The organism is Arthrobacter globiformis (assembly GCF_030817195.1).
In the GTDB taxonomy this organism is placed as follows: Bacteria; Actinomycetota; Actinomycetes; order Actinomycetales; family Micrococcaceae; genus Arthrobacter; species Arthrobacter globiformis_D.
The window spans coordinates 313,465-333,942 of record NZ_JAUSYZ010000001.1; the positions used below are offsets into that span (position 1 = coordinate 313,465).

Annotated in this window: 19 protein-coding genes and 1 pseudogene; 9 read left to right on the top strand and 11 right to left on the bottom strand. The window is 64.1% G+C overall.

Going from position 1 to position 20,478, the window contains the following annotated elements; all coding sequences use genetic code 11:
• Positions 1-27 precede the first annotated feature (27 nt).
• The 4 genes and pseudogenes from QF036_RS01490 to QF036_RS01505 all read left to right on the top strand — a co-directional run bounded on the left by QF036_RS01490 (position 28) and on the right by QF036_RS01505 (position 4,397).
• Positions 28-1,068, top strand: a complete 1,041-nt coding sequence (locus tag QF036_RS01490) for a LacI family DNA-binding transcriptional regulator (RefSeq protein WP_307098563.1) — start codon at positions 28-30, stop codon at positions 1,066-1,068.
• A gap of 42 nt (positions 1,069-1,110) precedes the next feature.
• Positions 1,111-2,694, top strand: a complete 1,584-nt coding sequence (locus QF036_RS01495) for a glycoside hydrolase family 32 protein (protein ID WP_307098566.1) — start codon at positions 1,111-1,113, stop codon at positions 2,692-2,694.
• A gap of 43 nt (positions 2,695-2,737) precedes the next feature.
• A pseudogene (locus tag QF036_RS01500) lies at positions 2,738-2,932 on the top strand (carbohydrate kinase); the annotation flags it as partial.
• A gap of 124 nt (positions 2,933-3,056) precedes the next feature.
• Positions 3,057-4,397: a NosD domain-containing protein gene (locus QF036_RS01505; protein ID WP_307098568.1), complete on the top strand. Its 1,341-nt coding sequence runs from the start codon at positions 3,057-3,059 to the stop codon at positions 4,395-4,397.
• 49 nt (positions 4,398-4,446) lie between these two features.
• Here the strand turns inward: QF036_RS01505 and QF036_RS01510 are convergent, their stop codons facing one another.
• From QF036_RS01510 to QF036_RS01555, 10 genes are all read right to left on the bottom strand, one after another.
• Positions 4,447-5,367, bottom strand: a complete 921-nt coding sequence (locus QF036_RS01510; RefSeq protein ID WP_307098570.1) for an AEC family transporter — start codon at positions 5,365-5,367, stop codon at positions 4,447-4,449.
• A gap of 89 nt (positions 5,368-5,456) precedes the next feature.
• Entirely contained in the window at positions 5,457-6,785 is a 1,329-nt protein-coding gene (locus QF036_RS01515; RefSeq protein WP_307098571.1) for an enolase C-terminal domain-like protein, read from the bottom strand.
• Entirely contained in the window at positions 6,782-8,410 is a 1,629-nt protein-coding gene (locus QF036_RS01520; RefSeq protein WP_307098573.1) for an aldehyde dehydrogenase (NADP(+)), read from the bottom strand. Before QF036_RS01520 ends, QF036_RS01515 begins: the two co-directional genes overlap by 4 nt.
• A gap of 46 nt (positions 8,411-8,456) precedes the next feature.
• Positions 8,457-9,371 carry a 5-dehydro-4-deoxyglucarate dehydratase gene (gene kdgD / locus QF036_RS01525; protein WP_307098575.1) on the bottom strand — a complete coding sequence of 305 codons (915 nt, stop codon included), beginning with the start codon at positions 9,369-9,371 and terminating at the stop codon, positions 8,457-8,459.
• Positions 9,372-9,509: 138 nt separating this feature from the next.
• Entirely contained in the window at positions 9,510-10,478 is a 969-nt protein-coding gene (locus tag QF036_RS01530) for an enolase C-terminal domain-like protein (RefSeq protein WP_307098577.1), read from the bottom strand.
• Entirely contained in the window at positions 10,456-10,803 is a 348-nt protein-coding gene (locus QF036_RS01535) for a hypothetical protein (protein ID WP_307098579.1), read from the bottom strand. The genes QF036_RS01530 and QF036_RS01535 overlap by 23 nt, the downstream gene beginning before the upstream one ends.
• Positions 10,804-10,875: 72 nt before the next feature.
• On the bottom strand, positions 10,876-11,277 hold the full coding sequence (locus QF036_RS01540; protein ID WP_307098581.1) for a universal stress protein: 402 nt from the start codon (positions 11,275-11,277) through the stop codon (positions 10,876-10,878).
• Positions 11,274-12,806 (bottom strand): tripartite tricarboxylate transporter permease, encoded by a 1,533-nt coding sequence (locus QF036_RS01545; protein ID WP_307098583.1) that lies wholly within the window; start codon positions 12,804-12,806, stop codon positions 11,274-11,276. Before QF036_RS01545 ends, QF036_RS01540 begins: the two co-directional genes overlap by 4 nt.
• A gap of 8 nt (positions 12,807-12,814) precedes the next feature.
• Complete coding sequence (locus QF036_RS01550; RefSeq protein WP_307098584.1) at positions 12,815-13,405, bottom strand: tripartite tricarboxylate transporter TctB family protein; 591 nt, start codon at positions 13,403-13,405, stop codon at positions 12,815-12,817.
• The gene (locus tag QF036_RS01555) at positions 13,402-14,418 is read right to left on the bottom strand and encodes a Bug family tripartite tricarboxylate transporter substrate binding protein (protein WP_307098586.1); all 1,017 of its coding nucleotides are present in this window, start codon (positions 14,416-14,418) and stop codon (positions 13,402-13,404) included. The genes QF036_RS01550 and QF036_RS01555 overlap by 4 nt, the downstream gene beginning before the upstream one ends.
• Before the next feature lie 147 nt (positions 14,419-14,565).
• Here QF036_RS01555 and QF036_RS01560 point away from each other — a divergent pair, with 147 nt between their 5' ends.
• Both QF036_RS01560 and QF036_RS01565 read left to right on the top strand, forming a co-directional pair.
• Positions 14,566-15,447: a LysR family transcriptional regulator gene (locus QF036_RS01560; protein ID WP_307105725.1), complete on the top strand. Its 882-nt coding sequence runs from the start codon at positions 14,566-14,568 to the stop codon at positions 15,445-15,447.
• A gap of 120 nt (positions 15,448-15,567) precedes the next feature.
• On the top strand, positions 15,568-15,843 hold the full coding sequence (locus QF036_RS01565) for a hypothetical protein (RefSeq protein ID WP_307098588.1): 276 nt from the start codon (positions 15,568-15,570) through the stop codon (positions 15,841-15,843).
• Positions 15,844-15,911: 68 nt separating this feature from the next.
• Here the strand turns inward: QF036_RS01565 and QF036_RS01570 are convergent, their stop codons facing one another.
• A complete protein-coding gene (locus QF036_RS01570; RefSeq protein WP_307098589.1) occupies positions 15,912-16,829 on the bottom strand; it encodes an AraC family transcriptional regulator in 918 nt (305 codons plus the stop codon).
• 278 nt (positions 16,830-17,107) lie between these two features.
• Between QF036_RS01570 and QF036_RS01575 the strand changes: the two genes are divergently transcribed.
• From QF036_RS01575 to QF036_RS01585, 3 genes are all read left to right on the top strand, one after another.
• Positions 17,108-18,457, top strand: a complete 1,350-nt coding sequence (locus tag QF036_RS01575; protein WP_307098591.1) for an ABC transporter substrate-binding protein — start codon at positions 17,108-17,110, stop codon at positions 18,455-18,457.
• 61 nt (positions 18,458-18,518) lie between these two features.
• On the top strand, positions 18,519-19,487 hold the full coding sequence (locus tag QF036_RS01580) for a carbohydrate ABC transporter permease (protein WP_307098594.1): 969 nt from the start codon (positions 18,519-18,521) through the stop codon (positions 19,485-19,487).
• The gene (locus tag QF036_RS01585; RefSeq protein WP_307098596.1) at positions 19,484-20,419 is read left to right on the top strand and encodes a carbohydrate ABC transporter permease; all 936 of its coding nucleotides are present in this window, start codon (positions 19,484-19,486) and stop codon (positions 20,417-20,419) included. The genes QF036_RS01580 and QF036_RS01585 overlap by 4 nt, the downstream gene beginning before the upstream one ends.
• Positions 20,420-20,478 lie beyond the last annotated feature (59 nt).

A 20,478-nucleotide genomic window follows, 5' to 3' on the forward strand; every position in this document is an offset into this window, starting at 1 on the left:
GACACACCATAAGGACGTGGGAGACAGATGAGCAACAAGAACATCGGTATCAAGGATGTGGCCGTCGCCGCCGGCGTGTCCGTGACAACTGTCTCCCACGTCCTCAACGAGGTTTCCTACGCCCGAGTCAGGCCCGAAACCAGGGACAAGGTCAGGACCATTGCGGAGCAACTAGGCTATGGCCCCAACCGCCTTGCCCAGGCCCTTCGCACGCAAAGGACCGGCATGCTGGGTCTGGTCAGCGAGGATATCGCCACCACGCCCCACGCCGGCCGGATCATCCTCGGCGCTGACGAGGCCGCCAAAGCCCGAGGGTACAACCTCATGATCATTAACACCTCCGGCTCAGCCAGCCTGGAATCCCGGCACGCCGACGTCGAGGCCCTTCTGGAACGCCGGGTGGACGGAATCCTCTACGCCACCATGTACCACCGCAACGTGGAGCTGCCGGCCAACCTCGGCAGCGTGCCCTCCGTCCTGGTCGACTCCGTGGCCACCGGCGGAAACATCACAGCCGTGATCCCGGACGAAGAAGGTGGTGCACGCGCCGCCGTAGGCGCGCTCCTCGAAGCGGGCCACACCCGGGTGGGCTTCATTAATAACACCGATGATGTGCCCGCAACCCGTCAGCGGCTCCAGGCCTTCCGGGCCGCGCTGACTGAAGCAGGGCTCGACGGCGGCGCGGCACCTGTCGAGTCCGAGGTCTCGGAGGTGCAAGGCGGCTATGAAGCCGCCCGGCGGATCCTGGGACGCGAGGACCGTCCCACCGGCCTGTTCTGCTACAACGACCGGATGGCGATGGGAGCCTACCGCGCCGCGGCGGAGTTGGGGATCGCAATCCCCGCTGACCTTTCGATTGTTGGCTTCGATGACCAGGAACTGATCGCTTCCAACCTTCACCCGGGCCTCACCACCGTGGCCCTGCCTCACTACGAGATGGGTGCTTGGGCCACCGAGCACCTGATTGACGCCGTCGAGGGGAAGACCGACCTCACCCTCATGGCACTTCACCCGACCATTCTGAGCTGCCCCCTCGTGCGCCGCGATTCCATCGCGGCTCCGCAGTAATAGGCAGCCAGACCCTTCCACTTCCCAAGAGGAACGCCAGATATGTCCAGTTGCCTTGATGCCGCACGCCCGGAAACAGCTCCGGCAGAAACCTCCAGGTTCCGGCCTGCCATCCACTTCACGGCAAGGGATACCTGGCTGAACGATCCCAACGGCCTGGTTTTCTACGACGGCGTGTACCACCTCTTCTTCCAGAACAACCCCTACGGCAACGTCTGGGGCAACATGTCCTGGGGCCACGCCACCTCCCGCGATTTGCTGCACTGGACGGAACACCCTGTTGCCATTGCCTGCGACGAGACAGAGGACATCTTCTCAGGCAGTGTTGTAGTCGACCACGGCAACACGTCCGGTTTCGGCAAGGCGGACGCACCTGCCCTCGTAGCCATTTACACCAGTGCCTACAAAGCCGGGTCCGAACACAGCGGCACACAGGCCCAGTCATTGGCCTACAGCACAGACGCAGGAATGACGTGGCAAAAATACGAAGGAAACCCTGTCCTCACCAGAAACTCCGCGAACTTCCGCGATCCCAAAGTCTTCCGCTATCAGGGGGACCAAGGTGACTGCTGGGTCATGGTCGCCGTCGAAGCGCAGCACCAAAAGGTGGTCTTCTATCGTTCGGAAGACCTTAAATCCTGGGACCTTCTGAGCGACTTTGGCCCGGCCAACGCCGACGCCGGCGAATGGGAGTGCCCCGATCTCTTTCCCCTGGCGGTGGACGGGGACCCGGAAAACATCCGGTGGGTACTGATCGTCAACGTCAATCCGGGCGCTGTGGCAGGAGGCTCCGGCGGCCAGTACTTCGTGGGGAACTTCGACGGCGTCCGCTTCACCCCGGATCCCGGCTCCATCGTGGCACCCGAAGGGCTGGCCTCCCTCCCCGACACCGACGCAGGCTCTGCAGCCTTGCGGCAATGCCTGTGGCTGGACTGGGGACGCGACTGCTACGCATCCGTATCCTTTAGCAACGCCCCAGATGACCGACGCATCATCATTGGCTGGATGAACAACTGGGACTACGCCAACGAGCTGCCCACCTCCCCTTGGCGGTCCTCGATGACCCTCGCCCGCGAAGTGCGCCTCACAACAGTCAACGGCTCCGCCCGTCTGGTCCAGCAACCGGTCCTGGCCGACCCCTGCGCGGGAGAAGAGCTGCCTACTTCCAAGGGCCAAATGAACGCAGACACCCTCGAGCTGCGAAATTCAGCCCTCCGCTTGCCGGATGCGGTGCCCGGTAGCGCCCAAATCATTGACGCGGAGATACTGCCCGGAAGTGCGGAACGTTTTGATTTCCGACTCTTCGGAAGCAGTGACGGGAGCAGGGGCACCATTCTTAGCTACAACACAACCAGCGCCCAACTCGTCCTTGACCGCAGGCAATCAGGAAACACCTGTTTCCACGGGAAATTCGCTTCGGTCGAGTCAGCACCAGTTGACCTTGAAGACGGTGTGCTCAAACTCCTCATCGTCGTGGACCACTGCTCGGTCGAAGTATTCGTCCAGAGCGGCAAGGTGGTCCTGACTGATCTCGTCTTCCCCGAAACCGAAAACCGGGAGAACTGGCTGTCGGCCGAGGGAGGTTCAGCAACAATACTGAAGCTCGCGGTCTCAACACTCACCTAACCCGCGCCGAATCCAGCTATGCCGCCGCTATCGAGAAGCACTCGACTCATATATGTCTGCCCTGATCTACGGACTCCTCGTGCGCGAAGCAGATGGGCTGGCACCGTCGGTGCTGGAGTCGCTGGGCCGCATGGCATCCAAAGCAGCGGCCATCACAGTACGCCGCCCAGGCGCCCACCCTCCAACGTCAGAGGAACTACGGGCGGAACTCCCACAGCATCAACCGGTGGCCCAATGAAGCCCTGTATAGGCTCCCCGGTGTGTGCTGCCGGTATCTACACTGCATCTAACTTCCGGCATGCCTTGAAGCGACCTCGACGCCATTAACGGCCTGAGAAACCACAACACAAAAGGAAGAACCTGTGTCAAGCAACAACTGCTACGACGTGACTACGTGGCCCGTCGGCAATCCATCCGAGGACGTCGGTGAGGTAATCAACAGCATCATCGCTGACATCAAGGAACGGCAGACGGTCACCGATGCGGACAACGGAGGAAAGCCAGGCGCGGTGATCTACATTCCGCCCGGGGACTACCACCTTCGCACGCAGGTGGTAATCGACGTCAGCTTCCTCAGGATCCATGGCTCGGGACACGGCTTTACGTCGTCGAGCATCCGGTTCAACGTTCCCGAAGACGAATGGCCGGACTTGCACGAGCTGTGGCCAGGAGGAAGCCGCATTCTCGTCGACATTCCCCCCGCCGGAGACGGGGAGGAATCCAAGGGAGCCGCCTTCTACGTTGAGCGAAGCGGGAGCCCGCGTATCAGCTCGGTCGAGTTCTCCAATTTCTGCATCGACGGATTGCACTTCAACTCGGATGGCTCGGGCCTGCATCCGGAGAACACCTACGTCAACGGCAAGACCGGAATCTACGTCGCGAACGCCAACGACTCATTCCGCGTAACCGGCATGGGGTTCGTCTACCTTGAGAACGCTCTTACTATCTACAACGCGGACGCGCTTTCCGTTCACGACAACTTCATCGCTGAATGCGGAAGCTGCATCGAGCTGCGCGGGTGGGGACAGGCATCAAAGATCACCGACAACTTGGTCGGCGCAGGCTTCAAGGGTCACTCGATCTATGCCGAGAACCACGGCGGGCTGCTGATAACCGCGAACAACGTCTTCCCCCGTGGTGCGAGCAGCGTCCACCTCAACGGCGTCACGCGTTCAAGCGTCACCAACAACCGTTTGCATTCCTTCTACCCCGGGATGGTGATGCTCACTGCGAATAGTTCGGAAAACCTCGTGGCCACGAATCACTTCTTGCGTGACCATGAGCCCTGGACGCCCTTCCTGGAAGTCGACAACGGACTGAACGACCTCAACGGACTTCTCTGTGTCAGCGGCAGCAACAACTCTGTCATCGGCAACCATTTCTCCCAGATCATCGACTCACAGAGCATCCGACCGACAGGCGCGACGCCTGTCATCATCCGGCTGATGGCGGGGGTTGGCAACTTCGTCTCCAACAACCACGTGGTGGCGATGGACGTTCACACCAAGTCAAGTGACTCCTGCTTTTCGGCTCAGGTGGACGCTCTGTTGACGACCGAGGCTTCGGACGGCCTCGCCGTTACGGCCGTCATGGTCGATTCCGAATCAGCTCGGAATACCATCCTTGATTCCGGAAGTGACGCCCAAGTTATCGCGGATAGGGCTGTTAACGCCTTTAGGGCCACACCCACGGTCGGTTTCTAGGCGGCACATGCGATGGTGGCCCAGCATGGACCAAGTGTTCGACCGGGGGCTACCCCACAGCCCACGCCACAACCAGCAGCGTGCCCACGCACAGGATGGTGGTGCAGAGGATCACGTCGCGGGCCACGCTCATGCCCCGGCCGTAGGGGGAGGCGAAAAGGAAGACGTTCTGGGCGGTAGGGAGGGCTGCCATGATCACACTGGCCAGCAGGTGCTGGCCCTCCAGCCCGAAGACAAAGCGGCCCAGCAGCCACACAACGAGTGGCATGCCGGCGATCTTCAGGAACGTGGCCACCAGGGTCTCCGTCCGGCCGTCGTCTTTCTGCAGCGGCGCGCGGCCGGCCAGCGACAGGCCGAAGGCGAGCAGCACCATGGGGACAGCCCCGCCCGCCAGCATGTCGATGGGCTTCTGCAGCAGGTCCGGAGCGTTCCAGCCGGTCACGGCCAAAACGACGCCGAGCGCGGAGGCGATGATCATGGGGTTGGACAGCGGCTGGAGCAGCACTTTCCGCCACGAAATCCGGGCACCGGCGAAAATCCCCAGCAGCGTGAGGTAGAACGGGGCCATGACCAGGAGCTGCACCAGGAGCACCGGCGCCACGTGCTGGGCGGTGCCGACGGCGTACAGCGAGACTGGAATGCCGATGTTGTTGGCGTTGGCGTAGCTGCTGGCCATCGCGCCGACGGCGGTCTCCGCGGCGGGGCGCCGGAAGAACAGGAAGCTCAGCAGCCAGTAAAGAAGCCCCACCGCCGCTGCCGAAAGCAGCGCCAGAGGGGCATCGGTTCCGAGTGCCGCCCGGATGTCCGAGCCGGCCACTACGGTATACAGCAGGGCGGGGTTGGTGATGTAGAAGGCTGTGCGGGTCAGTGCGCCCTGCACCTCGGGTCCCAGAATGCGGAACCTGGCAGCGAGGTAACCGACGGCGATGACTGCCGAAACGATGAGTATTCCGGAGACGACGCCGCCCACTCTTGACCCTTCTATTCATGTGTATTCCGCACGGCCGGCTCCCGTTGCGCGAGGAGTCCCGGCCGTGCGGAAGATCTGCAACTCGAGTACTACCGGACCAGGCAGGGCCGCTTCGGGTCGAAGGACCAGCCGTCGATGTAGTACTGCATGCCGATGCTGTCGTCGCGGGCATCCAGTCCGTGCTCCAGGTACAGCTGGTGCGCCTTGTCCAGGGCATCGCGGTCCAGCTCGATGCCCAACCCGGGAGCAGCAGGCACCTCGATGGCGCCGCCCTTGATCTGCAGCGGGTTCTTCGTGAGGCCCTGCCCGTCCTGCCAGATCCAGTGCGTGTCCAGCGCGGTGATCTCGCCGGGGGCGGCCGCGCCGGTGTGCGTGAACATGGCCAGCGAGATGTCGAAGTGGTTGTTCGAGTGCGAGCCCCAGGTCAGGCCGAACTCGTTGCACAGCTGCGCCACCCGGACCGAGCCGTGCATGGTCCAGAAGTGCGGGTCCGCCAGCGGAATATCGACGGCGTTGCTGCGGATGGCGTGGGCCATCTCCCGCCAGTCCGTGGCGATCATGTTGGTGGCCGTCTTCAGCCCGGTGGCGCGGCGGAACTCGGCCATGACCTCGCGTCCGGAGAAGCGGCCCTCAGCGCCGCAGGGATCCTCGGCGTAGGCGACTACGCCCTGCATCCGCTTGCCCAGCCGGATGGCCTCCTCGAGCAGCCAGCCGCCGTTCGGGTCCAGGGTGACGCGGGCATCGGGGAAGCGCTTTGCCAACGCCGTGACCACGTCCACCTCGTCGTCGCCGGACAGCACGCCGCCCTTGAGCTTGAAGTCGCTGAAGCCGTAGCGCTCCTGCGCGGCCTCGGCCAGCGCCACAACGGCCCCGGGGGTCATGGCCTCCTGGCGGCGCAGTTCCTCCCAGCGGTCCGACGGCGCGTCCTCCACGAGGTACGGCAGTGCCGTCCGCTTGTGGTCACCGATGAAGAACAGGTATCCGAGCATTGGCACCGAGGTGCGTTGCTGCCCGTCGCCCAGCAGCTCGGCCACCGGGACGCCAAGGAACTGGCCGTGCAGGTCCAGCAGTGCGGATTCGACGGCGGTGACAGCGTGGACGGTGGTGCGCAGGTCAAAGGTCTGCAGGCCGCGGCCGCCGGCGTCGCGGTCGGCGAACTCGGCGGCGATCTCACGCAGCAGGGAGCGGTAGCGGCCCACCGGTTTGCCGGCGATCAGCGCACCGGCTTCCTCGATGGTGGCGCGGATCTTCTCGCCTCCCGGGACCTCACCGAGGCCGGTCCGGCCGTCGGAGTCGGTCACGATGACCACGTTCCGGGTGAAGAACGGCCCGTGGGCGCCGCTGAGGTTCATCAGCATGCTGTCGTAGCCCGCAACGGGGACTACCTCCACGCGCGCAATTGTCGGCTGGGCGGTCATGCGTTGACCTCCTCCTTCTCTGCAGCGGGGACCTGTTCAGCGGGGACCACATCACCGTTGATCCGGCGGTTGAGGTGCCAGGGGTTGGTGTCCTGGAGGGCTGCCGGGAGGAGTTCCTGGGGCAGGTTCTGGTAGGCGACGGGCCGGAGGAACCGGTTGATGGCCAGCGTACCCACGGACGTGGTGCGGGTGTCAGAGGTGGCGGGGAAGGGGCCGCCGTGGACCATGGCGTGGCCGACTTCGACGCCGGTGGGCCAGCCGTTCACGATGATGCGTCCCACCTTCTGCTCCAGCGCCGGAATCAGGCGTGCCGCCGTCGGGTAGTCCTCTTCGGTGAGCTGCAGCGAAGCGGTGAGCTGCCCCTCGATCCGGTTCGTGGCCTCCACCAGTTCCTCGGCAGAGGAGTAGCGGATCACCAGGCTGGCTGCGCCGAAGATTTCCGCGTGCAGCACCTCGTTGCTGATGAAGTTGCTGATGTCTGTGCCGAAGATGGCCGGCGCCGGGGCGTTCTGCGTGGGGCCGGGGGTTCCGGTGCCGACGACGGTCACGTTCTCGGCGGCGCCAAGCGCCTCCGTCCCGGAGTTCCAGGAGCCGGCGATGCCGGCGGTGAGCATTGTCTGGCCGGCGCAGGCGGAGACGGCGCGTCCGACGGCGGCAGCCAGTTTGTCGCCTGCCTCACCGGCGGGGGCGAACAGCAGGCCAGGGGAGGTGCAGAGCTGGCCGGAGCTGCCGGTGACGGCGGCGATGTACTGCTGGGCCAGCGCGTCAATCTGTTCGGCGGAGCCGTTCAGGGCGCCGGGGAAGACGAACACGGGGTTCAGCGAAGACATCTCGGCGTACACGGGGATGGGTTCCGGGCGTGCGGCCGCGGTGCGCATCAGCGCGATACCGGCGCTCTGCGAGCCGGTGAAGCCCACGGCCTTGATGGCAGGGTCGGCCACGAGGGCCTGGCCGATGCTGCTGCCCGGGCCGTAGATCAGGGAGAAGACGCCCGGGTGCAGGCCGAGGTCAGCAACTGCCTTGGCAATGGCCTGGCCCACCAGCTCGCTGGTGCCGGGGTGGGCGTTGTGCGCCTTGAACACCACGGGGCAGCCGGCGGCGAGGGCCGAGGCGGTGTCCCCTCCCGCCGTCGAGAAGGCCAGCGGGAAGTTGCTGGCACCGAAGACGGCGACAGGGCCCAGCGGGATCTGGCGCTGGCGGATGTCGGCGCGCGGCAGTGGCGTGCGGTCCGGCAGCGCCGGGTCGATGCGCACGCCGCGGAAGTCGCCCTGGCGGACAACGTTGGCGAAGAGCCGCAGCTGCCCGGTGGTGCGGGCCCGTTCGCCCTGCAGCCGGGCCGCCGGCAGGCCGGTTTCCTGGCCGGCGCGGACAATCAGTTCGTCGCCGATGGCTTCGATGTTGTCCGCGATGGCGTCCAGGAAGGCGGCGTGGGTTTCGGGGGCAAGTGCGCTGAAGGACCCGAAGGCATCGGCGGCCGCGGACGTGGCGGCCTTGAGCTGCTCCTCGGTGAGCAGGGTGTAGGCGGGCTCGAGCTGTTCGTTGGTGGCCGGGTTGAAGGCGAAGGTGGTCTTGCCTTCTCCGGCGACAGTCTGTCCGGCGATCAGGGAGTGTCCGGTGAGGGTCACGGTGGTTCCTCCTGGGTAAAAGTGGGTTTGGCTAAGCGGCCGGCAACTAGGAGACCTTGGCGATGAGCGCCTTGAGGTCGGCCAGGTCCTGCGGTGCCAGGTTCTGCAGCGGAGGACGGACGCCGCCGGCGGAGCGGCCGATCGCGTCGAGGCCGCCCTTGACGATGGAGACAGCGTAGCCCTTCACGCGGTCACGGATGTCCAGGTACGGAATGACGAAGTCGTTCAGCTTCTGGTTGACGGCCACGCGGTCGTTGTTGCGGACGTCCTGGTAGAAGTCGAGCGCGAACTGCGGAACGAAGTTGTACATGGCGCTGGAGTAGGTGCTCATGCCCAGCTGCAGGAGCGGCAGGGCGAAGGTCTCTGCCGTGGGGAGGCCGCCGAGGTAGAAGAGGCGGTCGCCGAGCTTGGCGTAGACGCGGGCATCGTGCTCGAGGTCGCCCACGCCGTCCTTGAAGCCGATCAGGTTCTCGTGCCGGTCGGCCAGGGTGGCCACGGTGGTGTCCTTGTAGATGGCGTTGGCGCGGTTGTAGATGATGACACCCAGCGACGTGGCGCCGCAGATGGCGCTGACGTGCTCGATCAGGCCGCCCTGGTCGGCTTCGGTCAGGTACGGCGGCAGCAGCAGGATGCCTTCGGCGCCGGCGGCCTCGGCAGCCTTGGCGTTTTCAATGGCCTGGGCCGTGGAACCGCCGGCGGAGGCCAGAACGGGAACGGTGCTGCCGACTTCCTCGACGGCGGCGCGGACCACGCGGGCCGACTCGGCCGGGGTGAGGGAGAAGCCCTCACCCGTGCCACCGGCGGCGAAGAGCCCGGCAACGGGGTAGCTGGCCTGCCACGCCAGGTGCTTGCGGTAGTTCTCCTCGTCGAACTGCAGCTCTGCATCGAAGGAGGTCACGGGGAAGGAGAGCAGGCCTTCCTTGAGGATGCTTGCGAGTTCCTGGGGTGAGTACTTTGCCACGGGATGTCCTTGGAGTCGGCGCCGCGGGGCGGCGGGTGGTGTGGTTCCATTTCAGACTAGGCAGCGCGTCGATGTCTGTCTAAGCCTATTTATGTATTGATTGATGCCCTCAGAGCATTGACAGTGAACGCGGGTCATTCACCAGCGCGGGGTGACCAATTCGTAGTCGGGGTAAAGGCTCTGCATGTAGCCGGTGTCGTCGCGGTTGAGCATGCCGGACTTCAGGTACTGCTCGTGGAGGCGGGCCAGGGCCTCGCGGTCCAGCTCCACGCCCAGTCCGGGTGCGGTGGGAACGCCGACAGCGCCGTTCCGGAAAACCAGGGGGCCGGGAACGATGACATCTTCCCCGGCGTCCTTCCACGGCCAGTGCGTATCACAGGCGTAATCCAGGTTGGGCGTGGCCGCAGCCAGATGAACCATGGCCGCCAGGCTGATGCCCAAGTGGGAGTTGGAGTGCATGGACAGCCCAAGGCCAAAGGTTTCCGATATGCCGGCCAGGGCCTGCGAGCGGCGCAGGCCGCCCCAGAAGTGGTGGTCCGAGAGTATGACGTCCACGGCGCCGGCCTCAACGGACGGAGGCACGTCGCCAAAGCTGACCACGCACATGTTGGTCGCGAGGGGCATGGACACGTTGCGGCGCACCTCGGCCATGCCGGCGAGGCCCGGCGTGGGATCCTCAAGATATTCCAGAATCCCGTCGAGGTCCTTGCCCACCCGGATGGACGTGTCCACGGTCCAGGCCGCGTTGGGATCGATGCGCAACGGCAGATCCGGGAATTCGGCGCGGAGTGCCCTGATGGCCTCCACTTCCTGCTCCGGAGGGAAGACGCCAGCCTTGAGCTTCAGGGCAGTGAACCCGTAGGCATCGACCATGCGCCGGGCCTGCCGGACGATTCCTTCCGGATCCAGTGCCGCTCCCCAGGAGTCATCCTCGTGGCCCGGGTGGCCCGCCCATTTGTAGAAGAGGTATCCGCTGAAGGGAATTTCGTCCCGGACTGCGCCTCCGAGCAGGTCGCTGACAGGGCGTCCGAGGACCTTTCCCTGGATATCGAGCGAAGCGACGTCGAAGGGGGACAACACCCGGTCAGGGGTGCTGGAGCCGGTCACCATTCCAGACATCCCGTGGCCGCCGACGGTGGTGTCCGCGTTGAGGGCTTTGATGACCCGCCTGGCGCATCTCGTTGATGTTGAAGACATCGGTCCCGGCCAGGGCCTCTGCGGCAAGTTGCAGCCGGCTCAGGTGCGGGGCATCCCCGTACGTCTCGCCCAGGCCCGAGAAACCGGTGTCGGTGGTGATCTCCACGATGGCCCGCAGGGCAAAGGGCTCGTGCACACCCACAGCGTTCAGCAGGGGCGGATCCCTGAATGCCACCGGCGTGATGGCGATGTCCTTAATGCGGTGTGGTCCGGAAGGGCTGAGGGGGTGGTTCACGGCTCTGGTAACTCCTGGCTTCATGGCCCGGTGGGTAAGGTTCACTGCCGGGCGGGGACTGCAATGGGTGGGTTAGGACTTTTCCCGGACTTTGACCGCAAGCACTGGCCGGTCCGCCTGGAGCAGGATCCGCTGCGACTGGCTCCCGAGGATGAACTTCCCTACCTGGGACCTTCTGCGGAGGCCAATGACAATCAGGGAAGCGTCGATTTCGTCGGCGATGTCAATAAATTCATCAGTCAGGTCATCAGTGTGGCCCGGCTGCCGGATGGTGGCCTCGACTCCTGCCACTTCGGCGCGCCGCAGCAGCTCGGCGACTTGTTCCACCGACGCGAGTGCGGCGTCCACGGGCGCTCCCTTGCGCGGTGAATTGAGGATGACGATGCTCTCGCGTCGTAGCTGGCCCTCGGCGATGCCTGCCTCAAGGGCTGCCTCGCCTTCGGGCGTGGGCAAGTAACCGATCAGAATGGTCATACTTTTTCCTTTTCATCGTGCAGGGCCTCGACGGCGGGTGCGGTGGCCCGGGTCTTCCTGAGGGCCTTCTGGAGCAGCGGCAGGAGCATCACCACAACGAAGACGAGCAGCAGGATTCCGGAGATGGGCCGGGTAATGAAGCCGGCGGCGTCGCCTCCGAAGACGAGGAGGGACCGCCTCAGGTTTTCCTCGAGGAGGGAACCGAGGACGAAGGCCAGCACCAGCGGGCCGGGCTCGAAGCCGAACTTCTTCATCAGGTAGCCGAGCAGGCCGAAGACGATGACCAGCCAGATATCAAAGATGCTGTTATTGATGGTGTAGACGCCGATCAGCGTGATGAGCACCGTGATCGGGGCGAGGATGGCAGCCCGGACCCGCAGGATCTTCACGAAGACACCGACCAGGGGGATGCTCATGATGAGCAGCAGGATGTTGCCGATGTACATCGAGTTGACCACGCCCCAGAAAAGTTCCGGATCGTTCTGGACGAGCTGGGGTCCAGGGGTGACGCCCTGGATCAGCAGTGCGCCGAAGATGATGGCCATGGTGGCGTTGGCGGGAATGCCAAGGGTCAGCAGCGGAATGAAGGAGGAGGTCGCGGCGGCGTTGTTGGCGCTTTCCGGTGCAGCGACACCTTCGACGGCGCCCCGGCCGAAGCGTTCAGGGTTCTTGGCCCGCTTCTTCTCCATGGCGTAGGCCGCGAGTGAGGCGATGGTGGCACCGCCGCCGGGAAGGATCCCGAGGAAGAAGCCCAGCAGGGAGCCCCTGCCGATTGCCCCGGACGATTCCTTCAGGTCCTTGCGGGAAGGCCAGACGTTCGCCACCTTGGCTGGCGCCTGGACCTTGTTGTGGCGCTCTTCCAGGTTGTACAGGATTTCACCCAGGCCGAAGATGCCCATGGCGATCGGCACAAAATCGAGGCCGTCGGCGAGGGACAGGTTGTCGAACGTGAAACGTGCCTCGCCGGTGAACGTGTCCCGGCCGACCGTTGCGAGCAGCAGCCCGAGGGATGCCGCGATGATGGATTTGAGCTTGCTGCCGTTGCTGACTGTGGCCACCAGCAGGATGCCCAGCATGGCCAGGGCGGTGTACTCGGGCGGCCCGAAGTCGAGGGCGAACCCGGCGACGACCGGTGCCAGCAGGGTCAGTCCTATGATCGCGACCGTGCCGCCGAAGAAGGAGCCGATGGCCGCGATGCCAAGCGCTGTGCCGGCCCGTCCCTGGCGGGCAAGGGCGAAGCCGTCAAAGACCGTCACTACTGAGGATGCTTCGCCGGGCAGCCGAAGCAGAACGGACGTGATGGTCCCGCCGTATTGGGCGCCGTAGAAGATGCCCGAGAGCATGATGATGGCCGTCACGGGTTCGACGCCGTAGGTCAGCGGAAGGAGTATGGCGATGGTGGCCGCGGGCCCCAGGCCCGGCAGGACACCGATAAGCATTCCGATGACCACGCCGATGAGGCAGTAGAGGAGGTTCATCGGTTCCAGCACGACGCCGAAACCATTGATGACCGGTGCAAGAAAGTCCATGAGATTCCCTAGAACAGATGTGGGATGGGCACGCTTAGCGCCACGACGAAGATCAGGTAGAAGGCCGCTGTCACGGCGAAGCTGAGCACGACGGACATCCGCCAGGTTTCCTTGCCCAGGAACCTCAACCAGACAAAGGTCAGCAGCAGGGTGGGGATTTCAAAGCCCGCCACTCCGACCACCAGGACGAATCCCACCAGGGTGGCTACTCCGGCTAGAACCTGCCAGCTTGACGATGAGAATGCCTCGGCGTCCAGCCGCTTGCGCCCGAAAACGAGGAGGGACACGGACATTGCGATCATGACGAGGCTGATGATGAACGGCCACAGTCCCGGTTCGGGTTTCTCGGGGCTGCCGAGCCCCATGCCCACCGACATGACCAGGCCAGCGACGCCCAGTGCTGCGGCGGCGACGGCGGCTGCCACGTTGGCGAGCGGACCGGCATGCGGGGGACGCTCCTCGTCCCATTCAGCGGCCAACTGTTCAGGTGTCAGCGGTTCCACGAGCTCGTCGGCGATAGCGGGAGAGGTGCCGTTTCCGGCGGCAGCGTGCTTGACGCTGCCGCCGGAAGGGCGTGCTTCATTTGATGCGGAAGTCACTTGCCGCTGCCAAGATCGACGCCGTACTTGGTGGTCAGTTCCTTATATTTGGCCGCGTTGGCAGACCAGTCCTTGGCGACCTGGTCGCCGTCGATCTCTGCCGGAGTGAAGAGGTTCTGCTTGTTGAAGGCCTTGTAGGCCTCGGATTCGAACGCCTTCTTGAAGGACTCACGCAGCTTCGTCACAACAGCTTCCGGGGTGCCCTTGGGTGCGGCTACCGCCCGGAACTGGGATACCGGAACGTCGTAGCCGGCTTCGACGGCGGTGGGGGTGTCGGGCAGGTACTGGTTGCGTTCCTTCGAGAAGACCACGATCGGGTTGAGTTTGCCGGCCTTGATCTGCGGCATGGCTTCGGCGAGCTGAATCGTGGCCAGGTCAACCTGGTTTCCCAGCAGCGCCGTCATGGCAGGGGAACCGCCGTCGAAAGGAACATCGGTGCCGTCGATCTTGGCCTGCTTGAACAGCAGTGCCTGGGCCAGCTGGCTTCCGGTTCCGACGCCGGTTGTGGCGAAGTTGAACTTCTTGCCTGCCTTGGTCAGGTCATCCATGGTCTTCATGCCCGAGCTCGCATTGGAAACCAGGACATAGTCATCCTGCGAGATGCCGGTGATGACCTCGTAGTCCTCGATCTTTACCGTCTCGCCGGCGGACACTGCCAGCGGGGTGATGGCGAACAGCGAGGCGTTCAGGATGACGAGCGTCTGTCCGTCCGCTTTTGCCGCGCCGACTTCCTTCGTGGCCAGTGCGCCGTTTGCGCCCGGCTTGTTGACTACGGGAATCGGAGCTCCGAGGGGGCCGCTGGCGTTCTCCGCCAGTGCACGGCCGATCAGGTCCGTGCTTCCGCCGGGATCGGCGCCGATGGTGAGGGTCACCGGGCCCGCCGGGAACTTGCTGGCATCCGCCGCCGGGCTGGTGCCCGCAACGTTGCCGCCGCACGCGGTCAATGCCAGCGCCAGGGCAAGGCCAGATCCTGTAGCCAGGATGGACCGACGTGTGAATGTCGACTTGATCAATGAATTCTCCTTTGAATATTCGCCGCTGGGGGAGCGGAAGTCCTGCCCGTGAGCTCCATCACTCCATAGGCTGCTCAAGAAGACTAAAGTGGCTTTGTGATGCCTGTCCAAGTTCATTTATGCATTAGGTGATACCCTGTGGGCATTATGTACTCCTTGGACCAGCTACGCGGCTTTGTGGCCGTCGCAGAAGAACTGCATTTCGGACGTGCGGCTGCCCGCCTGAACATGACGCAGCCGCCGTTGAGCCGGCAGATCCAGAAACTGGAAAAGGCCATTGGGGTGCTGCTGTTTGACCGCGACAACCGTGGTGTTGCGCTGACCGCCGCCGGGACGGCCTTCCTGGCCGACGCTCTCAAGCTGCTTGAGCTCGCCGATGCCGCTCCGAGCCTGGCCCGCCGGATCTCTGCGGGCTCCGCAGGCGCCGTCCGGATCGGCTTTACCGCCGCCTCCACGTTCGGGCTCCTGGGTGCCCTGCTGAACGAAATATCCGCCGCGCTGCCCGATGTGGACATTGACCTCAGGGAGATGGTCACGAAGGACCAGACGGCGGCGCTCATCAATGGCGACATCGACCTTGGGCTGGCTCGTCCGCCGTTCGATGACGAGCTGTTCGATTCCCGCCTGCTCTTCCGCGAACCGATCATGGTGGCAGTTCCGTCAGGGCACCCCTTGACGCAACTGAACCGGAAGCTGACAGCCGAAGACCTGCACGGGGAGGCTCTCATCATGCACTCGCCCACGCAGGCCAGGTATTTTTACGACCTCGTGATCAGTCTGGTCTCCTCGCACCGGACGTTCGTCCATACCGTCAGCCAGATTCTGACCATGATCTTCCTCGTCGCGGCGGGCCGCGGCGTTGCGCTTGTGCCCCAGTCGTCCACAGTTCTGGGTGTTGAAGGGGTGGAATACGTCGAACTGGGCGGTTTCGAGGTGGATCCTGTCGAGCTCCATGCAATTTGGATGCGCAACTCACGCAACCCGGCGCTGCACCGCGTACTGGAGGCCATTAACGATCAGGGCGACTAGCGCGTCAGGGTCACCCTGCGGTGACGTCGGACTCTTAACCTGCTTCAAAGGAATAACAGCGGCCACAGAGCCCTTGTTCTAAACGGGCGCCGACCACTGGCTGCCCCGTGAAAGGACATTTTGCCTACTGCCTTCATCCCGTTCACCATGTGCGCCACGGTCCGCGACGACCACCGGCGCTCCTTCCGCACCGACTTGGAACGCCTCACTTCCACCCACCGTGGTTGGGCGCCGCTGGACGTGCTTAAGTCCACCAACACCAAGGCTCTCCTCCGCGGGGCGGTCCCGCAGAGCGTTCACACCGCCACCGACGCGAGTCTCGCGCGCTACCTCCAGGACCGCCTTGCCGCCGACACGGACATCCACCTGGATCTCACCGTCAGCATCGAGCGGTAACAGAATCTTGTGTGGCCCCGGACCTTTTGGGTCCGGGGCTTTTCCATGCAGCGCGTATGCGCTGCATGTCAGTTTTGTGCCCGCTGCCGGTACTGACGAGGCGTTTCGCCGGTGTCGTTGAGGAAATGCCGGTTGAAATTGGACAGGTTGGAGAAGCCGACTTCGTAGCAGATGTCGGAGATGGCGCTGTCGCTGTGCTCCAGCAGGCGCCGTGCGTGGGCAAGGCGGAGTTTGCGGACCAGGTCGCTGAAGTTCTGGCCCGTGGAGCGTTTGAAGTATTTCGAGAATGTCGGTTCGGTCATGCCAACCAAAGCTGCCGCTTCGGACATCTTGATGTTGCCGGCATGGTTGCTGAAGACATACTCGAGGACGATGTCGACGACGGCCGCGGCCTGGCCGTCCAGCTGCGGCCGGAACCATTCCTCGGCAAGGTAACGCCGTTCTTCCTGCGGCGCCCGCACCAGAATCGTGAAAAGTTCCAGGAGATGGTGAAGCCGCTCCAGTCCTTCGGTTTCGCCCATGGCTTCGATGGATGCGGCGGCGGCCCGGGCCGAACGGCCCAGGAACTCGATCCCGCGCGCGGACTGATCCAGCAGGGGCTTAACCTCCTCCATCTCAGGAACGGTCACGGCGGCTTGTTGAATCCACTTCCCGTCGAACTGGATCACGGCGTCGCGCCGTTCGAGCACTTCTCCGGGCTCCAGGTCGCTGACCCAGTCATGCGGCAATCCTGACCCGACCAGCGAGACGTGGCCCGCCTCAAAGGTGCCGATGTGGTCGCCGACTATGAACTTTCCCGTGCCTTTGCGGATCAGGTGTATTTCGTATTCCGGGTGATAGTTCCAGCGTGCGAGCGGGCTGGGGTAGTCGTGCTCGTGCCACCGGACGGAGTGGCTGGGGTCCGGCGGGATGACTTCCCGGTTGGCGCGCATGCCCAGCAGCCGCTCTGCGAGCCTGGCCGTTGCGCCGTCGGTAGGGGCTGTCATTGCGGTTCTCCGTGTCATGGGATGTTTATGAAATATGGACACCGCAGGTCAGTGCCTTCGCCTACATTACCGCCAACGCAGGCCGTCGACATGGAAAATTTGTATCAGAATTCAGCAACCAGGGCGCTAGTTGTGCCGCGTCCCACAGACCTAAAGTTGAGGAACACCAGCGCGGCACATCGGGTTCCCCGATCAAATGCCCGCTCCAGTCCGGTACTTCGACACAGCAGTCGGGGTGCAGTGGCTGCGCACCCCCTTGAAGAACAAAGGAGTCCTCAATGCGCTCAAAAATGCGCGCTGCCTCACTTGCCGCCGGCGCCCTGTGCCTCGCACTTTCTGCCTCGGCCTGCTCCGGGGCCGGCGGCGGAACGGCTGCCGGTGACCAGAACAGCATCAATGTCCTGATGGTGAACAATCCGCAGATGGAAGACCTGCAAAGGCTGACTGCAGCTAATTTCACCAAGGAAACCGGCATCAAGGTCAACTACACGATCCTGCCGGAGAATGACGTGCGGGCGAAGATCAGCCAGGAATTCTCCAGCCAGGCCGGCCAGTACGATGTCGCTTCCCTGTCGAACTACGAGATTCCGTTCTACTCCGAAAACAAGTGGCTCGCGCCCCTGGACAATGTAGCCAAGGACGCTGAATTCAACCAGGCAGACATTCTGCCCGCTTACACTGCTTCCCTGACTGGCAAGGATGGCAAGCTGTACGGCGAGCCGTTCTACGGTGAGTCCTCCTTCCTGATGTACCGCAAGGACATTTTCGAGGCTAAAGGCCTGACCATGCCGGAGAAGCCCACCTGGGACCAGGTCGCTGATTTGGCCGCGAAGGCCGACGGTGCGGCTGCGGGCATGAAGGGCATCTGCCTCCGCGGCCAGCCTGGCTGGGGCCAGGTTTTCGCGCCGCTGACCACCGTGGTCAACACCTTCGGCGGCACCTGGTTCGACAAGGACTGGAACGCGAAGGTCAACGCTCCCGAATTCACTGCGGCGACCGACTTCTACACCAAGCTGGTGCGCGAGCACGGTGAAGCGGGTGCCGCGCAGGCCGGGTTCACCGAGTGCCTGAACAACATGAGCCAGAGCAAGGTGGCCATGTGGTACGACGCCACCTCTGCTGCCGGCGCCCTGGAGGCCGCGAACTCCCCGGTGAAGGGCAAGATCGGCTACGCCCAGGCCCCGGTGAAGAACACGAAGTCCTCCGGCTGGCTGTGGACCTGGTCCTGGGGCGTACAGGCCGCCTCGAAGAAGCAGGACGCTGCGGGGAAGTTCATCGCCTGGGCCAGCTCGAAGAAGTATGAGGAACTGGTGGCATCAAAGCTCGGCTGGGCCAAGGTCCCCTCGGGCAAGCGCATCTCCACGTACGAGAACACCGACTTCCAGAAGGCAGCCCCGTTCTTCAAGGCGGAACGCTCCGCCATCGAAAACGCGGATCCGAAGAATCCAGGCGTGCAGGAGCGTCCGGTGGTCGGCATCCAGTTCGTCGGGATCCCCGAATTCGCTGACCTCGGCACCACGGTCTCCCAGGGTGTCAGCTCCGCAATCGCAGGGCAGGGATCGGTAACTGAGGCGCTGGCCAAGGGCCAGGAAGCCGCCCAGAAAATCGGCGACAAGTACAAGAAGTAACCCACCCACCAACCGGTTCCGTGGCCCGCCCCGGCCGGCCACGGAACCGCAGGAGACCATCATGACAACAGCAACAGCGCGCATTTCCCGTACCGGGCACAGCGCAACGAAACCTTCCAAGAACGCCAGATCCCGTGAACGCGCTCTGGCCTGGGCACGGCGTGCGCCGCTGCTGCCGGCCCTCATCTTCCTGATCATCGTCACCCAGCTGCCGTTCGTTGTGACCCTGATCATCTCGTTCCTGAACTGGAACAGCCTCCGCCCGGACCAGACCGGGTTCGCCGGCCTGAGCAACTACATCGAAGTCCTCACCAACGCCGACCTGCGCCAGGCCATCTTCACCACCATCATCCTCACCGTTTCCGTCGTCCTGGCCAGCCTGGTCATCGGCCTCGGACTCGCACTGCTGCTGGACAAGAAGTTCATCGGCCGCGGACTGGCCCGCACCCTCCTGATCGCACCGTTCCTCGTGGTGCCCGTGGCCGCCGCCCTGATCTGGAAGCACGCCCTGCTCAACCCGACGTACGGGCTGATCAACGGGATCCTGACCTGGGTCTGGTCCCTGTTCGGCAGCGACACCCCGCCGCAGCCGGACCTCCTGTCCCAGGCGCCGCTGATGGCCGTCATCGTCTCCCTGGTCTGGCAGTGGACGCCCTTCATGATGCTCATCCTGCTGGCCGGCCTGCAGTCGCGTCCCATGGACACCGTTGAAGCAGCACAGATGGACGGCGCCAGCCCGTGGGATATCTTCCGCCACCTCACCCTCCCGCACCTGCGCCAGTACCTGGAACTCGGCGGCCTGCTCGGAGCCATCTACATTGTGCAGAACTTCGATGCCGTCTTCACCCTCACCTCCGGCGGCCTGGACACCGCCAACCTGCCCTACGCGATCTACCAGACGTTCTACTTCGCCAACGAATACGGGCTGGCGTCCGCCGCCGGCGTTGTGGTGGTCATCGGCACCATCATCGTGGCGACCTTCGCCCTCCGCACCGTTTTCTCGCTCTTCAAGAAGGAGGCAGCACGATGAGCACCCTCACCCCCGCCGCACCCCAAAACACACCCCCCGGGCCCACAGCCCTGAACGCCGGGTCCCGCAGCCGCATATTCGGTAGGTTCGGCGGCAAGTCCCGCATGGATCCCACCCGAAACAACACGGCCGCCGGCATCGCGGCCTGGCTGCTGGCCCTGCTGTTCGCCGCCCCGGTCCTGTGGATGATCCTGACGTCCTTCCACTCGGAAACGGACGCCGCCACAAACCCGCCCTCCGTCGCGGCGAACCTCACCCTGGATGCCTACAAGGAGTTCTTCGGCGCCAGCTCCGGCGTCAGCCCCTGGCCGCCGCTGATCAACTCAGCCACCGCCTCGATCCTCTCCACCGTGCTGGTCCTGGTCCTGGCCATCCCCGCGGCCTATGCGCTGTCCATCCGACCCGTGAAGAAGTGGACCGACGTGATGTTCTTCTTCCTCTCCACGAAGATGATGCCGGTGGTGGCCGCGATCCTGCCCCTATACCTGTTCGCCAAGACCACCGGCGCGCTGGACAACATCTGGTTCCTGATCCTGATGTACACCTCCATGAACCTGCCCATCGCCGTCTGGATGATGCGCTCCTTCCTCGCCGAAGTGCCCGTCGAAATGCTTGAGGCGGCACAGATCGACGGCGCAAACCTGCTCCTCACCCTTCGGAAGATCATTGCTCCCGTGGCCATGCCCGGCATCGCCGCCACCGCCCTAATCTGCTTCATCTTCAGCTGGAACGAACTGCTCCTGGCCCGGGTACTCACCGGCGTCGTCGCCGGAACAGCGCCGGTGTTCCTCACGGGCTTCGTCTCCAGCCAGGGCCTGTTCCTCGCCAAGGTCTGCGCGGCCGCCGTCGTCATTTCGCTCCCGGTGCTGTTCGCCGGCTTCGCCGCCCAGGACAAACTCGTCCAGGGCCTCTCGCTGGGCGCCGTGAAATAACAGCGCGGTGAAATATCAGGCCGTGGAATAACAGCGCCGCCAAGTAGCCGGCCATCCCC